Annotated in this window: 18 protein-coding genes; 3 read left to right on the top strand and 15 right to left on the bottom strand. The window is 59.7% G+C overall.

The features are described 5' to 3' along the window. Nucleotides 1–60: 60 nt before the first annotated feature. The 11 genes from addA to chvI all read right to left on the bottom strand — a co-directional run bounded on the left by addA (nt 61) and on the right by chvI (nt 17,210). Nucleotides 61–3,618, bottom strand: a complete 3,558-nt coding sequence (gene addA / locus QRN60_RS18860; RefSeq protein ID WP_129564824.1) for a double-strand break repair helicase AddA — start codon at nt 3,616–3,618, stop codon at nt 61–63. After that, the gene (gene addB, locus QRN60_RS18855; RefSeq protein WP_129564825.1) at nt 3,608–6,793 is read right to left on the bottom strand and encodes a double-strand break repair protein AddB; all 3,186 of its coding nucleotides are present in this window, start codon (nt 6,791–6,793) and stop codon (nt 3,608–3,610) included. The genes addA and addB overlap by 11 nt, the downstream gene beginning before the upstream one ends. Beyond that, the gene (locus QRN60_RS18850; RefSeq protein WP_035212847.1) at nt 6,790–7,527 is read right to left on the bottom strand and encodes a nucleotidyltransferase family protein; all 738 of its coding nucleotides are present in this window, start codon (nt 7,525–7,527) and stop codon (nt 6,790–6,792) included. The genes addB and QRN60_RS18850 overlap by 4 nt, the downstream gene beginning before the upstream one ends. A gap of 16 nt (nt 7,528–7,543) precedes the next feature. Further along, nucleotides 7,544–9,052: a tRNA (adenosine(37)-N6)-threonylcarbamoyltransferase complex ATPase subunit type 1 TsaE gene (gene tsaE / locus QRN60_RS18845; protein ID WP_111792800.1), complete on the bottom strand. Its 1,509-nt coding sequence runs from the start codon at nt 9,050–9,052 to the stop codon at nt 7,544–7,546. After that, nucleotides 9,049–11,631 (bottom strand): sensor histidine kinase, encoded by a 2,583-nt coding sequence (locus QRN60_RS18840; RefSeq protein ID WP_129564826.1) that lies wholly within the window; start codon nt 11,629–11,631, stop codon nt 9,049–9,051. Before QRN60_RS18840 ends, tsaE begins: the two co-directional genes overlap by 4 nt. A gap of 208 nt (nt 11,632–11,839) precedes the next feature. Further along, entirely contained in the window at nt 11,840–13,240 is a 1,401-nt protein-coding gene (ahcY, locus tag QRN60_RS18835; protein WP_020010684.1) for an adenosylhomocysteinase, read from the bottom strand. Nucleotides 13,241–13,368: 128 nt separating this feature from the next. After that, the gene (locus tag QRN60_RS18830; protein WP_003505372.1) at nt 13,369–13,644 is read right to left on the bottom strand and encodes an HPr family phosphocarrier protein; all 276 of its coding nucleotides are present in this window, start codon (nt 13,642–13,644) and stop codon (nt 13,369–13,371) included. An 11-nt stretch (nt 13,645–13,655) separates the two neighbouring features. Then, nucleotides 13,656–14,057: a PTS sugar transporter subunit IIA gene (locus QRN60_RS18825; protein ID WP_003505374.1), complete on the bottom strand. Its 402-nt coding sequence runs from the start codon at nt 14,055–14,057 to the stop codon at nt 13,656–13,658. 125 nt (nt 14,058–14,182) lie between these two features. Continuing rightward, entirely contained in the window at nt 14,183–14,647 is a 465-nt protein-coding gene (locus QRN60_RS18820; RefSeq protein ID WP_003505375.1) for an HPr kinase/phosphorylase, read from the bottom strand. Further along, complete coding sequence (gene chvG, locus QRN60_RS18815) at nt 14,637–16,427, bottom strand: two-component system sensor histidine kinase ChvG (RefSeq protein ID WP_026363717.1); 1,791 nt, start codon at nt 16,425–16,427, stop codon at nt 14,637–14,639. The genes QRN60_RS18820 and chvG overlap by 11 nt, the downstream gene beginning before the upstream one ends. 57 nt (nt 16,428–16,484) lie before the next feature. Further along, nucleotides 16,485–17,210: a two-component system response regulator ChvI gene (gene chvI / locus QRN60_RS18810; RefSeq protein WP_003505377.1), complete on the bottom strand. Its 726-nt coding sequence runs from the start codon at nt 17,208–17,210 to the stop codon at nt 16,485–16,487. Between the two features lie 339 nt (nt 17,211–17,549). On the opposite strand from chvI, the gene QRN60_RS18805 reads away from it, so the two are divergent. The 3 genes from QRN60_RS18805 to lysM all read left to right on the top strand — a co-directional run bounded on the left by QRN60_RS18805 (nt 17,550) and on the right by lysM (nt 20,232). After that, nucleotides 17,550–19,160 (top strand): phosphoenolpyruvate carboxykinase, encoded by a 1,611-nt coding sequence (locus QRN60_RS18805; protein WP_129564827.1) that lies wholly within the window; start codon nt 17,550–17,552, stop codon nt 19,158–19,160. 112 nt (nt 19,161–19,272) lie between these two features. Continuing rightward, nucleotides 19,273–19,707, top strand: coding sequence for an alternative ribosome rescue aminoacyl-tRNA hydrolase ArfB (arfB, locus tag QRN60_RS18800; RefSeq protein WP_020808742.1), 435 nt, complete (start codon nt 19,273–19,275; stop codon nt 19,705–19,707). Nucleotides 19,708–19,782: 75 nt separating this feature from the next. Beyond that, on the top strand, nt 19,783–20,232 hold the full coding sequence (lysM, locus tag QRN60_RS18795; protein WP_111792802.1) for a peptidoglycan-binding protein LysM: 450 nt from the start codon (nt 19,783–19,785) through the stop codon (nt 20,230–20,232). Between the two features lie 49 nt (nt 20,233–20,281). Here the strand turns inward: lysM and coaA are convergent, their stop codons facing one another. The 4 genes from coaA to hisA are packed head-to-tail and all read right to left on the bottom strand — an operon-like array spanning nt 20,282 to nt 23,135. Further along, nucleotides 20,282–21,283 carry a type I pantothenate kinase gene (gene coaA / locus QRN60_RS18790; protein ID WP_020010676.1) on the bottom strand — a complete coding sequence of 334 codons (1,002 nt, stop codon included), beginning with the start codon at nt 21,281–21,283 and terminating at the stop codon, nt 20,282–20,284. Continuing rightward, a complete protein-coding gene (locus tag QRN60_RS18785; protein ID WP_003505383.1) occupies nt 21,280–21,603 on the bottom strand; it encodes a phosphoribosyl-ATP diphosphatase in 324 nt (107 codons plus the stop codon). The genes coaA and QRN60_RS18785 overlap by 4 nt, the downstream gene beginning before the upstream one ends. A 15-nt stretch (nt 21,604–21,618) precedes the next feature. Further along, nucleotides 21,619–22,395, bottom strand: coding sequence for an imidazole glycerol phosphate synthase subunit HisF (gene hisF / locus QRN60_RS18780; protein ID WP_003505384.1), 777 nt, complete (start codon nt 22,393–22,395; stop codon nt 21,619–21,621). Next, complete coding sequence (gene hisA, locus QRN60_RS18775) at nt 22,392–23,135, bottom strand: 1-(5-phosphoribosyl)-5-[(5-phosphoribosylamino)methylideneamino]imidazole-4-carboxamide isomerase (protein ID WP_003505385.1); 744 nt, start codon at nt 23,133–23,135, stop codon at nt 22,392–22,394. Before hisA ends, hisF begins: the two co-directional genes overlap by 4 nt. Nucleotide 23,136 lies beyond the last annotated feature (1 nt).

The raw sequence follows: 23,136 nt of genomic DNA, 5'->3' as shown, positions 1-23,136 counted from the left end.
GCTAATCTTTTCCGCTATCGATGTGATGCGGGCGCGTCGGAATTTCAATGCCCCGGTATCTCACTTTGTCTTTATTGCGGCAAGGGCCTCTCTCATCGCATCGTCTTCGACTGCCACAAAAGCGGCATTTTCCGTATAGATCAGCGCACAGACAAATTTCTTGCCGGGATAGAGCGGTGCTAGAATTTCGCGATAGATAGCAAGCTGCGCCGTGTGGGAGAAAGGTATTTCACGCGCTTCGCGCGGCGGCACGCGGTTGGTCTTGTAATCGACCAGAATGACGCGATCACCATCCACGGCCAGCCGGTCGACGCGGCCGGAGACGGCATATTGCTGCCTGCCGATCGTCATCGTGCCCATGATCGACACTTCCGCGCGGCTGTTGGCGGAGAAGGCCGGTTGCACTGCCGGTTCGGACATGACGCGCAGAACCGCTCGTATTAAATGTTCGCGCTCGGCAGCAGGCCAGAAACGGGCCGCACGTTCCGAATAACGGCGGGCAGCCGCTTCCCGCTCCTCCTCGGTAAAATCCGGCAGGGCCTGCAGCATGCGATGCACTAGCCTACCGCGCTGCAGCGCCAGCGACGAGACATCGGTTTTCTCGCCGAAAAGCGGCGAACGCACGGCGAGATCGTCCGCGCCGTCATCAATGATGGTGCCGGCACCGGACGGGCTGAGCGGTCTCGGCAGGGAGGGCAGTGCCGGCAAGGGAGCGAGAAGTCCCGCCGGAAGGGCGTATTCTTCCTGCTGCTGCGTTTCCGGTGGCTTTTGCGGGATAGATGTCGTGCGAGCCTCGGATTTACGCCAGACAAGCCCCTGCCATTCCTCGCCATCCGCCATGAAAAGCTGCGGCTTGCAATGGTCTTCATTGTTGGCAAGCGCCGCCTTGACGATGGCATGCCAGCATTCGGGATTTTCCTTCTGGCCGCGATAACCGCAGACGACGAGATGATCAGCAGCGCGCGTCATCGCCACATAAAGCAGCCGTCGATATTCGTCTTCGGCGGCCGTCTTCAGTCGTTCTTCATCCGAGCGGATGAGATGGTTGGAAAAACCGCTGCCAGGCAGCCACACCGGGAAGGCGTCCTCACCTGCTTCGACGAAGCGCAGTTTCGGCACATGGCTGTGGTTGAAGGCTTTCGAACCGCCATCAACGACAAAAACAACCGGCGCTTCCAGGCCCTTGGAGGCGTGCACTGTCATGATGCGCACTTCGCCGCGATCCTTGTCCTGCTCGCGCTTCACTTCAGGAGAATCGGTTTCCAGAACGGACAAAAAGGCCTGCAGGCCGGGCAGGCCGGTTCTTTCGTGATCCAGCGCAAAGGACAGGAACTCATCCAGAACGTCGCTCGCCTCGTTGCCAAGCCGGCCGAGGAATTTTTTGCGCCCGTCATGCAGGGTCAGGACCGCTGCAAAGAAATCATGCACCGTGGCCGTTTTCGAAAGCACGATGAAGCCTTCCAGCTTGGCGGCAACGGTGGAAAGGTGACTATTCTCTTCCTGCGAAAGGATTTGCAGCCGTTTCCAGACGCTTTCCGTTTCCGATCGCGTGGCGGCAATGTCGAAAACGTCATCTTCCGTCAGGTTGAAGAGCGGGCTTTTCAAAAGTGCGGCGAGTGAAAGGTCATCTTCGGGCAGGACAACGAAATGGCCGAGCGCCAGAAGGTCCTGCACGGCAATGTGGTCGGTCAGGCGAAGACGGTCGGCGCCGGCAACGGGAATGTTCTTGCGCCCTTTCAACTCCCGGGTCAGCGCATTAACGAAGGCATGGCGTTTTCTGACAAGCACCAGAATATCGCCGGGCTCGACGGTACGCTCGACACCTTTTTCGATAATGGTTTCGTTTCCGATCATATCGGCGATGCGCGCGGCGATACGGCGGGCAACGATGGTGGCCGGCGCACTTTCCCGCAGCGCATCGAAGGGGGCAGTCCAATCCTCTTCGTCTTCAGTGGTTTCCGGCGCCACCATGTCCCACACTTCCACAGTGCCCGGATGACCGGCCCGGTTGGATCGGTGTTCCACCGGTTCGTTATCGGCGCTGAGACCGCTGGCGTTATTCGGGTCTGAAAACACCTGGTCGACAGCGGCCAGCACATCCTGCGTGGACCGGAAGGATAGCGGCAGGCGGATGCGGTGAAAGGCCTGCTCGACGGAATCGACGCGCCTTTTGGTCTCTTCGCGCTCCTGCGAAAACCGTTCCGGCCGCGCACCCTGGAATGAATAGATCGACTGTTTTTCATCGCCCACGGCAAACAGCGTGCGCCGTCCCAAGCGAGCGCTCTCACCCGTGAAGAAATCCGCCGCCAGCGACTGGATGATCGACCATTGCACCGGGCTCGTATCTTGCGCCTCGTCGACCAGAATATGGTCGATGCCCTGATCCAGTTTGTAATGCACCCAGGCGCCCGCCGTATCGCGGTTGAGGAGGTTGGCGGCGCGCTCGATCAGATCTTCGAAATCGAGCTGGCTTCGCTGCTTCTTCAGGTCTTCGAAATCGCCGATCAGCCTTTCGGCCAGAACAAGGGCGCATTTTGTAGCCGCCAGCATCCGCACCAGACGATAACGGTTGCGGCAGGAAACAGCATGGTCACGCGCAAGCGTCAGCGCATCGAGAAGTTCGGGGGCGGATTTCTGCATACCCTTGTTGATAACATAGGTATCAGACTTCTTTTCGCCCTTGGCCGTCAGCAGCGCCGCTTCGATGAATTCCATCCGCCGGACGGGGTCCGTTTGGCGTTTTGCTTCCCTGAGCGCATAAGCGACATCGATGACGCGTGTTCCGCCCACCTCGTCGGCAAGGGCCAGATAGGTATCGAGCGCGAGGCCGGAGAGGCCGGGCAGAGGCCAGAAGGCGGCTGCCGCGGTTTCTTCGGTTTCCCCATGGCCGATCTGCATCGCCTGCCGCAACCGGGCATCGATGCCGCCTGACTGTTTGGCGTCCAGAAGAAAGGCGCGAAGGGCGCTGCGGTTGGCGATGATGGCGGAGAGCAGTGATTCCAGCCCGCTTTCGTCGGCGAGATCAAGCACATAGGCTAGCGCCTGCGCCAGTTCCGCGTCGCGCTCCGTTGAAACCGCCGTCAGAAGCGAGCGGCGCGCCTCGGCCAGCAGCGTGGTCGCGGCGCGGTCATCGAGAACGGAGAAATGGCCGGCGACATTGGCTTCCAGCGGAAACTGGTGCAGCAACGCCTCGCAGAAGGCGTGGATGGTCTGGATTTTCAGCCCGCCCGGTGTTTCCAGCGCCTTGGCAAACAGCCTGCGCGCTTCGGCAAGCTTGATGCGATCCGGCGCCTTGCCTTCGATGGTGGCGATGCGGTCCTTAAGATCGGAATCCGGCAAAGTAGCCCATTCCGCCAGACGGTCGAAAACACGGCTCGACATTTCCGACGCCGCGGCCTTGGTATAGGTGAGGCACAAAATCGCCGAAGGCCGGCAGCCGGCCAAAAGCAGGCGAATGACGCGCTGGGTCAGGACATGGGTCTTACCTGAGCCGGCATTGGCCGACACCCATGCGGAACTGGCGGGATCGGAGGCAAGCCGCTGCCGGGCGCTGGTCCAGTCGATCCAGCTTTCAGGCGTGTCGGTGGCGGGGCCGGCGTCGAAGGGATCAATCGTCATCGCCGTCTCCCGGTTCTGCCGTCGACCATTCCGAAACGCGGGCGAGGTGGTCATATTCCCCGCCATAGGATTGCTGCTCCTCGGGCACCAGCCGCGAGGCGAAGCCGTTTTCGCCGTTGCGCAGAGAATGAACGAATTTGGTGAGCTGTTCGATCGATTCAGTGGCGAGCTCAATCGCCGATTTCGGCGGTCTTTTGCTGCTTCGACTGGAATGTTCGTTATTGACCTGATCGGCAAAGAAGCGCTCGCCCGGCCGCAGGCGAACATAGATGAGATTGTCAGGCGTGGGCGAACCGGCTTCGCGGAAGGCGCCGCGCATCAGCGCTGCGGCTTCCAGCGCAAGCTGTGGATCAAGCAGCGCGCGCGCCTGATTGACGGAAGGCGCAAGCCCCGTCTTGTAATCGATAATATCCGCGTGGCCGTTCGTCTTGATGTCGATGCGGTCGGCGATCCCGGTCAGCCTTATGCCCGCCTCGGCGATTTCCTGCCCGGCGCGTGCCTCGAAAAAGCTGTGGCGGATGGACGGATGCCTTTCCTTCTCCCAGTCGATGAAGGCGCGGGCCACCGCCGCAAAACGCGGCCGCCAGATGACATCCACATGGGGAGGCAGGTTTTCCGCGTCGAAACACTCATCGAGAATGCGTTGCATGGCCGCGAGCGAGGCTGGCGTGCCGGGAATATGCGCCTCGCGGGAATAACGCTCGATGATCGCGTGATAGAGCGTGCCGCGATCGGCGGCGTTCGGATCGCGGTTGAAGGGGGCAAGCGGGTCCAGTTTCAGGATGCGTCGCGCATAGATCGAATAGGGGTCGCGGCGCAGGCGGCCCACTTCGCTGAAGGAATAGCGCGTTGGCTGCAACTCGGCCGGCGGCTTCGGGGCAGGGCGCTTTGCCGCTTCCTGATCGATACTTTCATCCATCAATCCTGCCCAATGGCGATAGGTCTCGCCGCGCTTCTTCAGGCTTTCGGCAAATTTCTCGCCGCCCAGCGCCAGAAGACGCTGCAGCCAGCGTGAGGCGACGGCGGGTGTCGAGCCCTGCCTCAGCGCGCGGGTGTAAAAAATCTGCCGGGTGCCATTTGCCATCTCGAAATCATGCGCCAACTGGCCGATACGCCGTTCCGGCGGCTCCAGCCCGATCGCGGTCTTCATGGTGCGGGACAGAAACGGATTATTCGCTGTCTGGCCGGGCCACAGCCCTTCATTGAGGCCGCCGATGACGACGGTGTCGACACTTTGCAGCCGTGCCTCAAGTGCGCCGAAGATGAAAATGCGCGGGTGACGCATCGATCGTGGCTTGATCGATTCACCGGCCACCAGTGCCGCAAAAATATCGATCCATTGCGGTCCGTCCGCGTCGAGGATTTCGCCGTTTTCCATCAATTCGCCGAACAGCTCGGAAAGCTTGTCTCCCGCTTCACCGGACCAGAGTGCGGCAAGATCGTTGTTTTCATCCGCACAGATGGCTTCGATCACGCGGCCCGTCCGCTCCGCCCAGACGGACAGTGGCAATTTATCGGTGAAGGCGCGGCCGGATCGATCTCTGCGGATAAAGGCGGAGCCGAGCGGTTCGGTAGCAACGGCAATCCGCCGCGCCAGATCGCGCGCGGCCTCCGCGCTTGCCTGCGGCAGGGCCAGCCGCCAGGCGGGCGGGTGCCGGTCATCGCGCTGCACCACAAGCTGTGCATCCAGAACCGCTTCCAGATTGCCGATTTCGGTTTCCACACGGCCGCCGCGCAGCGCAATCAGCTCCAGCGCTTTCGAGGCTTTCGCGAAAGCTTCATCGGAAAGCCCGAAACGGCTGAGCGGATGTTTCAGGAGGGAAATAATTGGCACGGGGTCTCCGGGCCTGAGGATGGCCTCCAGCGCCAGTTGCGTCAGCCCGGCTTGCGGGGTGGCGGAAAGCGGCGTACCGGCCGAGTCGTCGGCTTCGATGCCGAAGCGCTGTAACTCCGTCGCCACGCGTCGCGCCAGTCCGCGGTCCGGTGTAATCAATGCTGCCTGCGATGGACGGCCAGCACCCGGTGCTTCAAGGGCCAGCCGCAAAGCCACTGCGATGGCCGTTGCCTCCTCGCGCTCATTGGCGGCTTCAATAAGCGTGGCGGTTGCGAAAGCATCGTCGAAAAAGCCGGGTTGCCTGTCTTCGCGCCAGCGATTCCAGTCGCTGGTGGATTTGGCCGGTGCGAGTGCGGCCGAAAACACCGCTGCTCGCTTTTCCAGATCGCCGTCAATGGCGCCAATCTGATCCACGTCATCGCGCAGGATGCCGAGCTTCTGCAACAGCATATAAAGCCCGTATTGCGAATGGGTGCGGCTCGAAGGATCGGTGGGGTCCTCGGCAATCGCCTGCCATTGTTCCTCCGGCATGGCGAGGTCGAGGCCGGGAAGCACAACGGTGCCTTGCGGCAGGGCGGCAACGGCGGCGATCAGATCGGCTGCCGCAGGAATGGAGCCCGTCGACCCTGCGACGATGATGGGTCCCGTATCCGGCAAATTGGCAAGCCGGTTCGCTTCCGCCCGCAGGATGGCGTTGCGATGCCGGCCGGCGGAGGAACGGTTGAGTTCGGCAAGCCGCGCCGGCCAGAAGACGCTGGCGATCCGCAGGAAGTCCGCAGTCAGCTGCCACCATTGAGCGTGATCGCCAGTATCGATATGCTGAAGCGCTTCCCAGTCCTTTTCTTCGGTATCCATCGCATCGATCACCTCGCCAAGCGCACGCGCCAGCCATATAGCATCGGCGGGGCTGGCGGGGGCGACAAGCGGCGAATCGGAATGGATGGCCCGGATGGCGTCCGGCAGGCTGTTGCGCCAGGCGAGAATGAGACGCGCCAGTTCGATGAGCCGGCCGGTGCCGGAAATCGGTGGCGCCAGATCCATGATCTCAGGGTTTTCGATCTCGAAGAAGCCGCTATCGTCATCCGTCTCACCCAGAGGCCGGATCAGCGGCAGAATGGCGGATCGGCCGCCTAGAAGATCGACGAATTCGGAGCGCAGCACGCGGGCGGAGCGCCGCGTCGGCACATAGATCGTCACCTTGGCAAGCGATAGCGGATCGGCCGGGTCGTATTTATAGCCTGATGTCAGCGTCCCATCACACAGCGTTTCCGCGAGCGTCCTGAGGAACGGTGTTCCCGCGGCGATCGTCAGGACGCGCTTTGCGTGGTGAGTAAGGGTCATGCAGAGCGTTTTTCCCTGAATTGCCGGATAATGCTTTCGGCGTCTTCTATTGCGTCGGGCGTGCCGACCGTAATCCAGTGGCCATCCAGAGAAAGCCCGAAAAGCCGGTCTTTTCCGATGGCGCGATCGAAATAGATATTGAGGTTGAAGGCATCCACCGGCGCATCGTCCAGCAGTCGCGAATCCATGGCGATGGCGCCCGCATAAACTACCGGGGTTGGGTCGCCATCGCGATACCGCGCCAGTTTTCCGTCATCCGCCAGGTTGAAATCCCTCTTCCCATTGTGTCCGGTGGTGCGATCCATGTCGACGCAGAGCAGCGCCATATCCATGCGGGTGGGATCGAAGAATTGCGCAAGCTTGCGCAGGTTGCTGACCGCATTCAACTGTTCGCCGATCCAGAAAAGATCGGCATTCATGACGAAGACCGGGCCGGGTTCCAGAAGCTTCAGGCCCTTGGCAAGTCCGCCACCGGAATTCATCAGCTGCGACTGCTCGTCGGAAATCAGGATTTCGGCGTCGGTGCGGTTTTCGAGATGAGCAATCATCTGTTCGGCGTGGTGATGCACATTGACGACGATTGTCTCGGCACCGGCTTCGACAAGGGAATCGAGCGCGTAGTCGATCATCGGCTTGCCGGCGATTTTCACGAGCGGCTTCGGGATCGTATCCGTGATCGGGCGCATCCGCGTGCCAAGCCCGGCGGCCAGCACCATCGCGTTTTTGATCGTCATCGTGGTCAACCGTCTTTCAGTCGTTAAATTCGATGCCCATGCGCAGGCACCAGTCTCTGAGCGGTGCGAGTTCCGGATGCGAAAGCGCTGCACTGAGATAGCGGAACGTCCTCGGCATATGTTTCATATAACCGGGTTTTCGATCCCGTTCCAACAGCCTCACCCAGATACCGGCAAGCTTGCAGTTGCGTTGCGCCGACATGATGGCGAAAGCCTTGAGGAAAGCGGCCTCATCGAAAGGCGTGCTTCTTCTGTTCTCGAGATAGTGCGAAAGCAGGCGCGCTTGCAGTTCGGGGGAGATGGTAACGCGGGCATCCTGCACGATGGAAGCGACATCATAGGCGGTCGGGCCGATCATCGCATCTTGAAAATCGATCAGGCCGACTTGCCGTATGCCGCTGTTTTTCGGCTGCCATATAAGGTTGGGTGAATGGAAATCGCGCAGCACAAGTCCCGTCTCACAGTCGGCGAGCTGGTCGATCAGCCTGTCCCATAGAGCGTAATAGTCGCTCTTTTCGCTATCGGTGAGGGGCTTGCCGCGTTTATGCGGCAGATACCATTCCGCCAGCAGCGAAACCTCGATCTTCATCGCCTGCCGGTCGAAGGGGGGAACCTCATAGGCGCTGCCGTCACCCACTGGCAGCAGGTCGGGCCGCGAGGCCTGGTGAAGGGCCGCGAGACAGGCGACGCTTTGCAGATAGCGGTCCTCTATCGGCGTCCCGTCAGGCGCCAGCACGCCCTCCCGCCCGAGGTTTTCCAGCAGGAGAATGCCCTGATCGGTATCCGCCGCCAGAATCTCCGGCGCGCAAAAGCCGCTATTTCTCAGATAATTGCCAATAGCCACGAAGGAACGCGCATCCTGGGCAAGATGGGCGATTTCCGCATAGGTCTTGCCTTCAGCGACGATCGCCCCTCGCATGGGGCGGCGCCAGTCCATCAGGATAAGATCCGGCCCACCAGTTGAAACGGTCTCATAGGCGCGTGTGGAAGCATCGCCGCTTAGAAAGCGCCGGGCCACATCGCCCCTGCCATTTTTCGCGAGAAATGCGCGGATGGCGAAAACCCGCTCAAGCCGTGCTTTCAGTTTTGCCGGAGCCTCGATGGCGGCGAGCCGCCCTTCGCCGGAATGTGTCAACGTAAGGGTTACGGTCTGTTCCGGCGGCAGAATATCAGTGGCGATATCCGGCCACTCGATCAGGCAGATGCCGTCCTCCAGCATCTCATCAATGCCGAGTTCGTCCAGCTCGGAAACATCCGAAAGCCGGTAAAGATCAAGATGGGCGACCGGAATGCGGGCGTCATAAGTCTGGATGATCGTGAAGGTGGGGCTCGGCACTTCGAGATCAGGCTCATCCGCCATCCCGCGGATGAAGGCTCGGGCGAGCGTCGATTTGCCGGTGCCGAGATCGCCGATGAGTGCGAGACAATCGCCGGGTTTTAAGGCCAGTGCGAGGTCTTCACCGAGCCTGATGGTGTCCTTTTCTCCCTCAAGGGGAATGGCTATCGGCAAGATGTCTTCGCTCATTCTGCGGCGATGGAATGCGGCCGTGTGCCGGAAGGAATGCGGCACGTGACGATGGTGCCGTTGCCGGGTCGGCTGTCGATGCTGACAGTGCCATGGTGCAGGCTGACGAAGCTTTCCACGATGGAAAGGCCAAGCCCTGCACCGGTTCGCCGCCCGCCATTGCCGCGCGTCGCGAAGCGGTCGAACACGCTCTTCAGCATGTCTTCAGGAATACCCGGACCCTTGTCCGCCACCGAGAACACGAAGTCACCTTCGCTGCGCTGGCAGGAGAGCTGAACCGAAGACCCTTCCGGGGCGAAATTGATCGCGTTGGTCAGCAGCTTGATGAGAATCTGCTTCAGTCGCTGGTGATCGGCCACGAGACTGCCGAGATGGGTCGGTGCAACGATCTCGAGCGAAATGCCGCTTTCCTGCAGCCGGTCGGCGATCTGCACCGAAACGTCTTCAAGCAATTCGTTCAGATCATTATCCGAATAATTGAGCTGCATGATGCCCGCGTCCACCGTCGCGAGATCGAGAATATCGTTGACGATGGTCAGGAGAACCGAGGAGGAGGTGGAAATATGGTCGAGATATTCGGCCTGCCGGTCCGTCAACTGGCCGATGCCGGGCGTCTTCAGGAGGTCGGTGAAGCCGATGATATTGGTCAGCGGCGAGCGCAGCTCGTAGGAAACATGCTGCACGAAATCGTTCTTCAGCTCGTCGGCCTTCAAAAGCGCGTCGTTCTTTTCCTTGAGCGCCCGCTCGGCCCGCACGCTGTCGGTCATGTTGACGAAAGTCAGCATGGTCTGTGAATCGGGCAGCGGAATGATGGCATAGTCGAGCACAAGGCCGGAAAGCAGTTCCAGCGTTCCCTGTCGCGAGGGCCGCTCATCATCGAAGCTGGTAATGAACTGGCTGAAGGCGCGCCAGCCGTCCGGCCTGTCATAAGATTGTGTGCAGGCGGTTTCGATGGCGCGGATATGGGTGCCAGTCTCAGCCTGTTCCGCGGTCACGCCCCAGAGCGCCCGGAATGCCGGGTTGGAGAGGCGAATGCGCCCATCCGCACCGAATACGGCGACACCTTCGGCCAGATGGTCGATGGTTTCGCCCTGCACCTTCACCAGCGTGTTGTAGCGCATCTGCAGGTCGACCTGCTCGGTCAGGTTCTCGAAAACCCAGGTCGCGCCGCCCTGCGGATGGGCGGTTGCGATAACCCGCAGGGTCTGGCCGTTCGGCAGGTGCCAGAGATCGGTCTTGGTATCCAGCGAACGGTAGACGGAAAGCGCCGCCTCTTTCCAGTTCTTCCAGTTCAGCTGCTCCGGCAATTTGCCGGCGGTGCGCAGCCTGTCCAGAAGCTCGGAATTATCAGGGCTGGATTCGAGGAAAACGAGGTCGAAACCCCAGAGAGCCGCGAAAGCCTGATTGTAGAATTGCAGCCGCTGCCGGCCGTCGAAAATGGCGACGGGCGTTGCCAGATGATCGAGCGTTTCAGCGTGACTTTTCAGAACCCGCTTGAGTTCCTCGCTGATGGTTTCGGCTTCCGTTGCGTCGATAGCGATGCCAGCCGAACCGCCGGCTGTCTTGATATCCACGACGTCAAAGAAGGTGCGGTTTCCGGAAACAACCGTCGAAATACGGTCGTGATAGGGTGATTCCGGTGTCGCGGCCGCGCGTATCTTCTGCCGGGTAACCGTGTTCAGCAGCTCGCGTTTCTCATGAACGGCCTGGTCGGCGTCGCGTGCATCCACAGCATGCGCATAAGCGTGGTTGACCCAGGTGAGTTCGCCTTCGCCATTGCGCCGCCAGACGGGTTGTTCGATGGAATCCAGAAGCTCTTGAAATGTGGAGACCGAAGCGATCAGGCGCTCGCGCTCCACCTGCAATTCAGCGAGTTCCGCGCGCAGATTGTTGAGCGCGATGAAACGGGCAAAGGCATTGCCGCCGGAAACCCGGCCTTGAACTTCAATGACTTCGCCGCGCTGTGTTTCAATGGTTAGATCGAAACTCTGCGCATGGCTGCGGAGTTTTTCGATGGATTTTTCAAGCTGGCTTGCGGATGCCGGTTTCAGCCAGCGGCCAAAGGCCAGAAAATCGTGATCCGCCTGCGGCACACCGGTTTCTGCCGGCAGCTGTCCCAGAAATTCGGGGCGCTTATCCGCGCCGTCCCAGATGACGATGCGGCGGCTCTTGTCGGAAATCAGCGCCTCGTATTTCGCGATCTTGTGGTGGGACTGGGCAAGCGCCTGACGGTATTCGCTGCTCTCCGCCTCGATATTGCCGCGCTGCCGCACCAGCCAGACAACGGAAAACAGCGTTGCCGAAAGCATGCCGACGAAAAGCGAATAGGTGATTGTTTCTCCGGATGAAAATAGTCGCGCGCCGGTCTTTGCCACAAGCCCGTCCTGCGCCAGCGCCATGCTTGCCGAGCCGGCCAGAACCGTGCCCGACATCAGGACAGGAAGCCTCGCAACGCCTGTCCGAACCGCACTGAATACCAGCCGGCAACGCGTAAGAGCCGCGCTCAATGCCACGCCAGCATGCGTGTTTTCAACGCGTTGAACTGTCTGCTCGCGCAGATCCGAATTGTGAACCGTCATCCCCGGTCTGTCTCCGTCCTATGTGCCGCATCTTCGACAAGACATCCCATTTCGTCCCCGCCGCCCTTTGGCGTGTCCGAATCAAGTCTGATGACAATACCGCCTTCATAAATCTGCGGAAAGGGAGCGCGCAAAAAAGATGCCGCGCACTTTGTCAAGTGCGCGGCATCTAGATGTTGTGTAATTTTAGTGGATATTAACTATGATATTAATATCTGTAGTGTTCAGCCTTGAACGGACCTTCCTTCGAGATGCCGATATAATCAGCCTGAAGGTCGGAAAGTTCGGTCAGGCGCACGCCAAGCTTCTCGAGATGAAGGCGTGCGACCTTCTCGTCGAGGTGCTTCGGCAGCACGTAAACCTCGTTCTTGTATTCGCCCTGCTTGGTGAAGAGCTCGATCTGGCCCAGCACCTGGTTGGTGAAGGACGCCGACATCACGAAGGACGGGTGACCGGTGGCGTTGCCGAGGTTCAGCAGGCGGCCTTCCGAGAGCAGGATGATGCGGTTACCCTTCGGGAACTCGATCATGTCGACCTGCGGCTTGATGTTCGTCCACTTGAGGTTACGCAGCGATGCGACCTGAATTTCATTATCGAAATGGCCGATATTGCCGACGATGGCCATGTCCTTCATCTCGCGCATATGCTCGATGCGGATCACGTCCTTGTTGCCTGTCGTGGTGATGAAGATATCTGCAGACGAGATGACGTCTTCCAGGCGAACGACTTCGAAACCGTCCATGGCAGCCTGAAGCGCGCAGATCGGGTCGATTTCGGTGACCTTCACGCGGGCGCCGGCGCCCTGCAGCGAAGCGGCAGAACCCTTGCCCACATCGCCGTAACCGCAGACCACGGCAACCTTGCCGGCCATCATCACGTCGGTTGCGCGGCGAATGCCGTCGACGAGCGATTCCTTGCAGCCATACTTGTTGTCGAACTTCGACTTGGTGACGCTGTCGTTGACGTTGATGGCCGGGAAGGGCAGCAGGCCCTTCTTGCTGAGATCGTAAAGACGGTGAACGCCGGTCGTCGTTTCTTCTGTGACACCCTTCAGCGCGTCGCGCTGTTTGGTGAACCAGCCGGGGGAAGCCTTGAGGCGCTTGTTGATCTGCGCGAAGAGGATTTCCTCTTCTTCCGAACCGGGATTGGACAGAACGTCCTCGCCGGCTTCAGCACGTGCGCCGAGCAGGATATACATGGTGGCGTCGCCGCCATCGTCAAGGATCATGTTGGAGAGGCCGCCATCGGCCCACTGGAAGATCCTGTCGGTATATTCCCAATATTCTGTCAGGCTTTCACCCTTGACCGCGAAGACCGGAATGCCGGCCGCCGCAATTGCCGCCGCCGCATGATCCTGCGTCGAGAAAATGTTGCAGGAGGCCCAGCGAACATCCGCGCCCAGTTCCTTCAGCGTCTCGATGAGAACGCCGGTCTGGATCGTCATGTGAAGAGAACCGGTGATACGTGCGCCCTTCAGGGGCTTGCTTTCGCCGAATTCCTTGCGGCAGGACATCAGGCCCGGCATTTCGGTTTCGGCAATGTCCAGCTCCTTGCGGCCGAACGCGGCAAGGTTGATATCGGCGACGATGTAGTCCTTCTCAAGGCTCATGAAGTTCTCCAGATCAGAAACGCCGCGCCTTGCGGCCCGGCTTTTAAACGTAGCAGCGGTTTAGCAGGCCACGAACGATCTGGCAATGATGATATAAAGAAGTCTTTATGTCTTTATATGGTGCCGGCTCAGGCTTCTTCGCCGAAGCGGTCGGCGACCAGCGCCTCGAGCGCTTCGATCGCTTCTTTCGCCTGATTGCCGCTCGCCTCGACATAGACGCTGCATCCGGGGCTTGCGGCCAGCATCATAAGACCCATGATGGAGGTGCCGCCAACGGTCATGCCGTCTTTGGAAACCGTGATCGTCGCGTCGAAACCTTCGACCATCTGCACGAATTTGGCGGATGCCCGGGCGTGGAGACCGCGTTTATTGATGATCGGTAGTTCCCGGGTAAATGGCGACATGGGCTGACTTCTTATTTGCCGCTCAAAACGCGGCTGGCGACGTTGATATATTTGCGGCCGGCATCGGATGCATCCTGAAGGGCCTTGTCCATGTTATCTTCGCTGCGAACGCCGGCAAGCTTGATCAGCATGGGAAGATTGACCCCGGCGATGACTTCGACATTGCCGTTGTTCATGACGGAAATCGCGAGATTGGAGGGCGTGCCGCCGAACATGTCCGTCAGGATGATGACGCCATTGCCATCATTGGCACGCGCAACGGCGTCGATGATGTCCTGCCGGCGCTGATCCATGTCGTCTTCGGGACCGATACAGACCGTCTCGATCAATTTCTGGGGACCGACGACATGCTCCAACGCATGGCGAAACTCCTCAGCCAGCTTGCCATGGGTGACAAGCACTAGTCCGATCATGAAATGCTCCCTTGCACACGCACTCTCATTGCCGACTATCGCAACGCGGCAATCCTGTCCATCGGTGGGATTTCATCTTGATGAGGAAAATGCGAATCGCAAGCCTAAAATCGCCTGAATCACGGTCACTTCACATTCGTTTTAAAAAGATTCTGAGCAAGTGCAGCAAATTTTCCATAGGGCGTAAGACTGGAAAGCGGAATACGTAAGAGCGGAAGATGCCCGCCGCAGGGTAGCAACAACACTTCGTCATCTTCTGGAAGTCTTGGATTTTCAGGTGAAAGAACTGTCGTGACGGCGAAATGTAGTGGCGCGCGCGCAATGCTTTTCAACGAAACAATGCCGCTGCCGCGCAATTCCAGCAGGCCGGCGATTGTTTCCGGCCGCTCGGCGATGATGGTTTCGCCGTCGCGATACACGAAAATCTGATCGTCCGCGATCAGTGCGGCCGGCAATCCGCAGCGTTCAGCCTCCGTCAGGAAGCTGAAGGCAAGCTCGCTTTTGCCGCTGCCCGATGGTCCGGCAAAGAGGATACCGGTGTTTTGAACGACGATGGCAGTGGCGTGAAGGTTGAAGCGTTCAGCGTTCATGGGTTTCGGCCGCCGGCAGCGACAGGGTGAAGCGCGCGCCGGAAATCACGCCATATTTGTCAACGACATTTTCCGCCCTGAGGCTACCGCCATGGGCTTCGGCGATCTGGCGGCTGATGGAAAGACCAAGGCCGGAATTCTGGCCGAACCCTTCGCTCGCCGGCCGGTCGGTGTAAAAGCGCTCGAAGATCCGGTCGATATCTTCCGCCTGAATGCCGGGGCCGTTGTCCTCCACCTGCACGATGCAGCGATCCTTGTGACGCGAAAGGCGCACGGTGATGCGCCCGCTTTCCTCGGCAACGAAGGAGCGCGCATTCTCGATGAGGTTGGTGACGATCTGGCCAATGCGGAGATCGTGGCCGTTGACCACGAACGAGGTCTTTGCGCCCGCTTTCCGGTCAACAGAATAGTCGATCGTCACGCTTTTCTTTTTGGTGCTTATCTGGCGGGATATGTCCACCAGACCCTTCATCAGAACATCGAGATCGAGCGGCGAGGCGTCGGCGCGCGCCAACTCGGCATCGAGCCGCGACGCATCCGAAATGTCGCTGATCAGGCGGTCTAGACGGCGGACGTCGTGGAAGATGATCTCGGTCAGGCGCTGCTTGGACTCTTCGGTCTTGGCGCGCGGCAGGGTTTCCACGGCGCTGCGCAGCGAGGTCAGCGGGTTTTTGAGTTCATGGCTGACATCGGCGGCGAAACTTTCGATGGCATCGATACGGTCGTAGAGCGCCGTCGTCATTTCACGCAGCGCAATCGAAAGATTGCCGATCTCATCCTGGCGCGCCGAGAAATCCGGTATTTCCTCACGCGTCCTTGCGCCGCGGCGCACTCGGATCGCGGCGGCCGAAAGGCGCCGCAGCGGCGTGGCGATGGTGGAGGACAGGAGCAGTGACAGCACGATATTGACCAGGGTGGCGATGCCGAAGACGCGCATGATCGCAAGGCGCTCCGCATGCACGATCTTGTCGATATCGCCCGCCTGCGTCGACAGAAGCAGAACGCCGAGCACGGCCCGGAAGCGCTGTACCGGCACAGCCACAGAAACGATCAGTTCGCCCTTTTCGGTGACGCGCACGACAGCGCCGCGAACACCCGTCAGCGCATTCATCACTTCCGGATAGATCGAGCCGTCGCCACCCGGCGCTTCCTTATATTGCGGCAGGCTGCTGGGCTGCAGCATGCGGTTGAACATGCTGGTGAACCAGTCGCCCCAGGTCTGCGTCTCCGGCGTCACTGGCGGCAGATCGAAGCGCAGAACCTGACCGCGCGAATAAAGATGGCGGGAATCGAGCAGCAGGTTGGCGTCGGCATCGAACAGCCGTGCGCGGGTACGCGTCGGCGAGATCAGCCGCCGCAGCACCGGCGCCACCCGCTCCGGATTGATCGGGAAACTCAGGTCCTCGTCATTGGGGGCGGGGGTAATGCTCTGCCCCGCCTGCAATTCGAGCAGCTTTTCCGGATTGATGGTGATCGAATTGGTATCGACGGAGGCGGAAGCCGAGACCGCACCGGCAATGATTTCGCCCTGCGTCAACAGGCTTTCCACCCGTGCGTCGATCAGCCCTTCGCGGAACTGGTTGAGATAGAGAATGCCGCCGACCAGAACCACCGTCGCCGCAACGTTGAAGAAAAGAATGCGGCGCGTGAGGCTGGAAAACACCGCATTGCCGAAAATGCGCCGGATGATCGTCAGCGGATGGATACGATGGCGGCGTTCGCTGCCGCGTTCTTCGGCATCGTCACTATCCGAGACGGTTTCCGGCGTTTTCTTCAACACGTATTAAAGTCCTCACCACCCCAGATCGGGCGGTCCCTTCTGCTCGAGTCGGCTTCTTCAAGCCGCTTCGCGGAAGCGATATCCTACGCCATAAAGCGTTTCAATCATATCGAAGTCGCCATCGACGAGTTTGAACTTCTTGCGAAGACGCTTGATGTGGCTGTCGATGGTGCGATCATCCACATAGACCTGTTCGTCATAGGCCGCATCCATCAGCGCGTCGCGGCTTTTCACCACGCCGGGCCGCTGCGCCAGCGAATGCAGGATGAGGAATTCGGTGACCGTCAGCGTCACCGGCTCACCCTTCCAGGTGCAGGTGTGGCGTTCCTGGTCCATGGCGAGCTGCCCGCGCTCGAGCGTGCGCGCCTGCTGATCGGCGGTCGGCTTCAGCACGCTGCCGGTTGCGGCGGAAGCCTCGCGGCTGCTGGCGCGGCGCAGGATGGCTTTCACGCGTTCCACCAGAAGGCGTTGCGAAAAGGGCTTGGTGATGAAGTCGTCGGCACCCATCTTCAGGCCGAACAATTCGTCGATCTCTTCATCCTTGGAGGTGAGGAAGATAACCGGCAGATCCGACTTCTGGCGAAGACGCCGCAAAAGCTCCATGCCGTCCATGCGTGGCATCTTTATATCGAAAATGGCGAGCTGCGGCGGACGGGCGATCAACCCGTCAAGCGCGGAAGCGCCGTCCGTATACGTTTCGACCCGGTAGCCTTCGGCTTCGAGCGCGATCGATACCGAAGTCAGAATATTCCGGTCGTCGTCGACAAGCGCGATCGTCTGCATATAGTTGGTCTCCATCGTCATTTTCTCGTAACTCCCGACATTCACCCAGCCAAGGTTGTGCGCCGCGAGCCACTCTCTTGAGTATAAAGGTGGAACAAATTGTGGCAAAGGAAAACTCGCTGCCAAATCGCCGGGCTGGAGCGAGGAGATTTTGCGGAAAGGCCGCAGTTGGATTTTAATGCGTCTTCAACCGATTTAAAAAGAAATAAAATCTTTTAAATCGATTAATATATTGAAATCACTAAGTTTTTTAAAGTTTGGCTCTTGCGTTTCCAAAAGCCGCCACGTATTTTCCGTGGAAATTTCAACGGCCTTATCGTCATTAACAAGGAACGCGTCATGAACGAGCTTGGGGTTCATAATCCTGCCAATGGAGTTGCGGAACTCGGACTGGGCGAGGCCTCCCGCGTCTTTTATAACCTCAATGAGAGCGAATTATACGAAGAAGCGATCCGCAACGGCGAGGCCGAACTGACCATCGATGGTGCGCTTCGCGCCGTCACCGGCCAGCATACGGGCCGTTCGCCGAAGGACAAATTCGTCGTCCGCGATGCCTCCACCGAGAACACCATCTGGTGGGACAACAACAAGCCGCTGTCGCCGGAAAATTTCGAGTTGCTGCGCCAGGACATGCTGGCCCATGCCGCCGGAAAGACCCTCTATGTTCAGGACCTGATCGGCGGCGCCGATGAGGAAAACGCTCTGCCGACCCGCGTCGTCACCGAGCTTGCCTGGCATTCGCTGTTCATTCGCAACCTTCTTATCCGACCGAAGCAGGAAGAACTGGCGGGCTTCAAACAGAAGCTCACCATCATCAACCTGCCGAGCTTCAAGGCCGATCCGGACCGTCACGGCGTTCGTTCGGAAACCGTCATCGCCTGCGATCTCACCAATGGTCTTGTCCTCATCGGCGGCACCTCCTATGCCGGTGAAAACAAGAAGTCGGTCTTCACAGTCCTCAATTATCTCCTGCCGGCCAAGGGCGTCATGCCGATGCATTGCTCGGCCAATGTTGGTCCAGAAGGTGATTCCGCCGTGTTCTTCGGCCTGTCCGGCACCGGCAAGACCACGCTGTCGGCCGATCCGTCGCGCACGCTGATCGGCGATGACGAGCATGGCTGGGGCGAGCACGGCATCTTCAACTTCGAAGGCGGCTGCTACGCCAAGGCGATCAAGCTTTCGGCCGAAGCCGAACCGGAAATCTACGCCGCGACCCGCCGTTTCGGCACGGTTCTCGAAAACGTGGTGCTGGGCCAAAACCGCGTTCCCGACTTCAACGACAACTCGCTGACGGAAAACACCCGCAGCGCCTATCCGCTGCACTTCATTCCGAATGCATCGGAAACGGGCATTGCCGGCCATCCGAAGACGATCATCATGCTGACGGCGGATGCCTTCGGCGTGTTGCCGCCGATCGCCCGTCTGACGCCGGAACAGGCCATGTACCACTTCCTCTCTGGTTACACCGCAAAGGTTGCAGGCACGGAAAAGGGCGTGACGGAGCCGGAAGCGACGTTCTCAACCTGCTTCGGCGCACCCTTCATGCCACGCCACCCGGCGGAATATGGCAACCTGCTGCGCGAGTTGATCGGCAAGCATGGCGTGGATTGCTGGCTGGTCAATACCGGCTGGACCGGCGGTGCCTACGGCATCGGCAAGCGCATGCCCATCAAGGCGACCCGCGCGCTTCTGACGGCAGCGCTGACCGGCGACCTGAAGAATGCGGAATTCCGCACCGACGCGAATTTCGGTTTCGCAGTGCCGCTGTCGCTTGATGGCGTCGACAGCGCGATCCTCGATCCGCGTTCGACCTGGGCCGATGGCGCAGCCTATGACGCGCAGGCGAAGAAGCTGGTCTCGATGTTCGTCACGAACTTCACCAAGTTCGAAGATCACGTCGATAGCAAGGTTCGCGATGCTGCACCGGGCCTGCTGCTTGCGGCTGAATAAATAGAGCCTCATTCGTGAGGAGGAGGGGACCCGGCCTTGTGCCGGGTTCTTTCATTTTCTCCGCTGTTTTCATTTTTTGCGATCTGTGGCATCACCGGCGCGGAGAAAGATCATGGCCAGCGACCCGCTTTACATCAGCAACCGTATCACCATCGCCGGCTGGGAGCTGACGGAGCAATTCGTGCTGGCCGGCGGGCCGGGCGGCCAGAACGTCAACAAGGTCTCGACGGCGGTTCAGCTGTTTTTCGACATTGCAAATTCGCCCTCCCTGTCGGAGCGGGTGAAGGTGAATGCCCTGCGCCTCGGTGGCAGGCGTGTGTCGAAAGAAGGCGTGCTGATGATCGAGGCGAGCCGGTTTCGCAGCCAGGAGCGCAATCGCGAAGATGCGCGCGAACGGCTGAAGGAGCTGATCCTCGAAGCCGCCGCCCCGCCGCCGCCGGTGCGTAAGGCCACCAAGCCGACCAAGGGCTCGGTCGAGCGCCGCCTGAAGGCGAAGTCCGGCCGCTCCGATATCAAGAAAATGCGCGGCAAGCCCTCGGGCGAATAGGGGCCAAATGTTTCGCGCTTGTCATAGAGCTTCAAATATCGTCTGGTAAACCTCCCTACAACCAAGGAGGGTGCTATGGGTCTGTTCAATTTCATCAAGGAAGCGGGAAAGAAGCTCGGTATCGGCGGCGATGATACGCCCGATGTCGAAGCGGTCAAGAAGGAACTCGCTTCCCACGATCTCGGCACGGACAAGGTTCAGGTCGAGGTGGTAGACGACAAGGTCGTTCTGAAGGGCGAAGTGGCCGATCAGTCGGTCTTCGAAAAGGCGGTTATCGCGGTCGGCAATACGCTCGGCATTTCCAAGGTCGAGGCGGGTGAGTTGAAAGTGGCCGAAGCGCCCGCGAAGGAGCCGGTGTTCTATACGGTTAAGAAGGGCGACAATCTCTGGAAGATCGCTGAAGCGCAATATGGCAAGGCCAATGGCGCGAAGAACAACATCATCTTCGAAGCGAACAAGCCGATGCTGACCCATCCCGACAAGATTTATCCCGGCCAGGTCCTGCGAATTCCTGACCTTGCGTAATAGCGGCTCTTAACCGCTGCAATGGAGATGCCGTCTTGTGCGGCATCTTTCACAATTTGCGAAGCGCCACCGTGTCGATCAGGTGGTTCTTGCCCTTGCGTAGGATAAGGTCGGCGCGCGGGCGGGTCGGCACGATGTTCTGGCGCAGGTTCTTCAGGTTGATGTTCTGCCAGAGGCCTTCGGCAATGCTCAGCGCCGCTTCTTCACTGATGGAAGCATAACGGTTGAAGAACGAATTGGGATCGCGGAAGGCGGTTTTTCGCAGATTCATGAACCGGTTCACATACCAGTTGTGAATGAGATCCTCGTCCGCGTCGATATAGATCGAGAAATCGAAAAAATCGGAAACGATCGGCACAATCCGCCCGCCCGCCGGCAGGTCGCGCGATTGCAGCACATTGATGCCTTCGAAGATCAGAATATCCGGCTGGTCGATGACAGTGAACTCATTCGGCAGAACGTCATAGGTCAGGTGCGAATAGCGCGGTGCTTTCACATTGGGCTGGCCCGCCTTGATCGCCGACAGGAAACGCAGGAGCGCGCCGATATCGTAGCTTTCGGGAAAGCCCTTGCGCTCCATCAGGTTTTCGCGCCGCAGAACCTCATTCGGATAAAGAAATCCGTCTGTCGTGATGAGATCGACCTTCGGGCTGGAGGGCCAGCGCGCCAGAAGCTCCTTCAGAATACGCGCCGTCGTCGATTTGCCAACCGCCACAGAGCCGGCAATGCCGATGACAAAGGGCGTCTTGTTGACGTCAGCCATATTGAGAAAGCGGTTGCGCTGTTCGAACAGCAGCTGTGACGCCTCGACATGCGAGGATAAAAGGCGCGACAGCGACAGGTAAATGCGCCGCACTTCGTCCAGATCGATCGGGTCGTCCAGCGAGCGCAAGCGTTTGACCTCATCGGCGGAAAGCGTCAGTGGCGTGTCAGCGCGAAACTTCGCCCATTCTTCCGAACTGTAGAAGTGGTAGGGCGAATATTCATCCGGCCGGAAATGATCGAGTGTGCTCGGCATGCCTCTCTCCCCGCTGCCTGCCTCGACATTCATGATGTCGGCCTCGCCGCCTTTTCCGCAAGGCCGGTTTGACCGGTCCGGCGCTCCAGCTCGGCAAAAACCTCGTCCAACGGAATGTCGGCGATCTTCAGCACCACCAGCAGATGGTAAAGCAGATCGGCGGCTTCGTTCTTCAGCCCGTCGCGATCTTTCGCAATGGCTGCGATGACGGCTTCCACCGCCTCTTCGCCGAGTTTTTTCGCCGCGCGTTCCTGGCCGGCAGCAACCAGCTTGGCCGTCCAGGATTCGTCAGGAGAGGCAGCGGCACGGGTCGCGACGATGCGTTCCAGATCGGAAAGGGAAAATGCGCTCATGAGAAGTTCCTGCAATCAGTCGAGACGCATGGCGATGCCATGCTCGGCCATGTAGCTCTTGGCTTCACCGATCGAATAGGTGCCGAAATGGAAGATGGAGGCGGCAAGTACCGCAGTTGCATGGCCATCGCGAACGCCAGCCACCAGATCATCAAGCGTTCCGACGCCGCCCGAGGCGATGACGGGCACGCGAACCTGATCGGCAATGCTGCGCGTCAGGCCGATATCATATCCGCTTTTGGTGCCGTCGCGGTCCATCGAGGTGACAAGCAATTCACCCGCGCCGCGTTCGACCATTTTGATGGCGAATTCCACGGCGTCGATACCGGTCGGCTGGCGTCCGCCATGGGTGAAGATTTCCCAGCGGCCAGCTTCCCCATCCTTCGAAACGCGCTTGGCGTCGATGGAAACGACGATGCACTGGTTGCCGAACTTGTCGGCCGCCTGCGCCACGAAGTCAGGATCCTTCACCGCCGCAGAATTGATGGAAACCTTGTCCGCGCCGCAAAGGAGCAGCTTGCGGATGTCAGCAACGGCGCGGACCCCGCCGCCGACGGTCAGCGGCATGAAGCAATGATCGGCGGTGCGCGAGACGACATCGAAGATCGTATCGCGATTGTCCGAGGAGGCGGTGATGTCGAGAAAGCAGAGCTCGTCCGCTCCTGCCGCGTCATAGGCTTTCGCCGCTTCGACGGGGTCACCGGCATCGATCAGGTCGACGAAGTTCACGCCCTTGACGACGCGGCCGTCTTTGACATCAAGGCAGGGAATAACACGGGCTTTGAGGGTCATGCGCGTACCTCCTTCGCGGCCTTGATGAGGGCAAGTGCCTCGGCAGGGTCGATGCGCCCATCATAAAGCGCGCGGCCTGAAATCGCACCCTCGAGCTTTGCGGCATCCGGCTGCAACATGCGTTTGATGTCTTCGATGGAGGCAAGGCCGCCGGAGGCGATGACCGGGATGGAGACGGCATCCGCCAGTTCCAGCGTCGAGGCCCAGTTGATGCCGGCCAGAATGCCGTCACGATCGATATCGGTGTAGATGATGGCCGCGACGCCGGCACCTTCAAAGCGTTTGGCCAGTTCGATGACGCCGAGTTCGGACGCTTCCGCCCAGCCTTCCACGGCAACCTTGCCACCCTTGGCATCGATGCCGACGGCGACCTGGCCGGGGAAACGCTTGCAGGCTTCCAGAACGAGAACCGGATCGCGCACCGCCACGGTGCCGAGAATGACGCGCGCAAGCCCACGGCTCAGCCACGCTTCAATATGATCGAGCGTGCGGATGCCACCGCCGAGCTGCACCGGATTTTTCGTCGCTTTCAGAATGGCGTCGACCGCCTCGCCATTGACTGTCTGGCCGGCGAACGCGCCATTGAGATCAACCACATGCAGCCATTCGAAGCCTTGGTCCTCGAAGGCCTTCGCCTGTGCGCCGGGGTCCTCGTTGTAGACGGTGGCCTGGTCCATATCGCCGAGTTTCAGGCGAACGCACTGGCCGTCTTTAAGGTCGATTGCGGGAAAAAGAATCATG

This window comes from Agrobacterium sp. CFBP2214, assembly GCF_030209895.1.
Classification (GTDB): domain Bacteria; phylum Pseudomonadota; class Alphaproteobacteria; order Rhizobiales; family Rhizobiaceae; genus Agrobacterium; species Agrobacterium radiobacter.
Note: the sequence above shows the minus strand (reverse complement) of the source record. Positions and strands in the feature narration are given on the sequence as shown.

Bases quoted from the DNA above. Each gene is read 5' to 3' on its own strand.
- addA (WP_129564824.1), bottom strand. From the start codon at position 3,618: ATGACGATTGATCCCTTCGACGCCGGCCCCGCCACCGACACGCCTGAA.
- addB (WP_129564825.1), bottom strand. From the start codon at position 6,793: ATGACCCTTACTCACCACGCAAAGCGCGTCCTGACGATCGCCGCGGGA.
- QRN60_RS18850 (WP_035212847.1), bottom strand. From the start codon at position 7,527: ATGACGATCAAAAACGCGATGGTGCTGGCCGCCGGGCTTGGCACGCGG.
- tsaE (WP_111792800.1), bottom strand. From the start codon at position 9,052: ATGAGCGAAGACATCTTGCCGATAGCCATTCCCCTTGAGGGAGAAAAG.
- QRN60_RS18840 (WP_129564826.1), bottom strand. From the start codon at position 11,631: ATGACGGTTCACAATTCGGATCTGCGCGAGCAGACAGTTCAACGCGTT.
- ahcY (WP_020010684.1), bottom strand. From the start codon at position 13,240: ATGAGCCTTGAGAAGGACTACATCGTCGCCGATATCAACCTTGCCGCG.
- QRN60_RS18830 (WP_003505372.1), bottom strand. From the start codon at position 13,644: ATGTCGCCATTTACCCGGGAACTACCGATCATCAATAAACGCGGTCTC.
- QRN60_RS18825 (WP_003505374.1), bottom strand. From the start codon at position 14,057: ATGATCGGACTAGTGCTTGTCACCCATGGCAAGCTGGCTGAGGAGTTT.
- QRN60_RS18820 (WP_003505375.1), bottom strand. From the start codon at position 14,647: ATGAACGCTGAACGCTTCAACCTTCACGCCACTGCCATCGTCGTTCAA.
- chvI (WP_003505377.1), bottom strand. From the start codon at position 17,210: ATGCAGACGATCGCGCTTGTCGACGACGACCGGAATATTCTGACTTCG.
- QRN60_RS18805 (WP_129564827.1), top strand. From the start codon at position 17,550: ATGAACGAGCTTGGGGTTCATAATCCTGCCAATGGAGTTGCGGAACTC.
- arfB (WP_020808742.1), top strand. From the start codon at position 19,273: ATGGCCAGCGACCCGCTTTACATCAGCAACCGTATCACCATCGCCGGC.
- lysM (WP_111792802.1), top strand. From the start codon at position 19,783: ATGGGTCTGTTCAATTTCATCAAGGAAGCGGGAAAGAAGCTCGGTATC.
- coaA (WP_020010676.1), bottom strand. From the start codon at position 21,283: ATGAATGTCGAGGCAGGCAGCGGGGAGAGAGGCATGCCGAGCACACTC.
- QRN60_RS18785 (WP_003505383.1), bottom strand. From the start codon at position 21,603: ATGAGCGCATTTTCCCTTTCCGATCTGGAACGCATCGTCGCGACCCGT.
- hisF (WP_003505384.1), bottom strand. From the start codon at position 22,395: ATGACCCTCAAAGCCCGTGTTATTCCCTGCCTTGATGTCAAAGACGGC.
- hisA (WP_003505385.1), bottom strand. From the start codon at position 23,135: ATGATTCTTTTTCCCGCAATCGACCTTAAAGACGGCCAGTGCGTTCGC.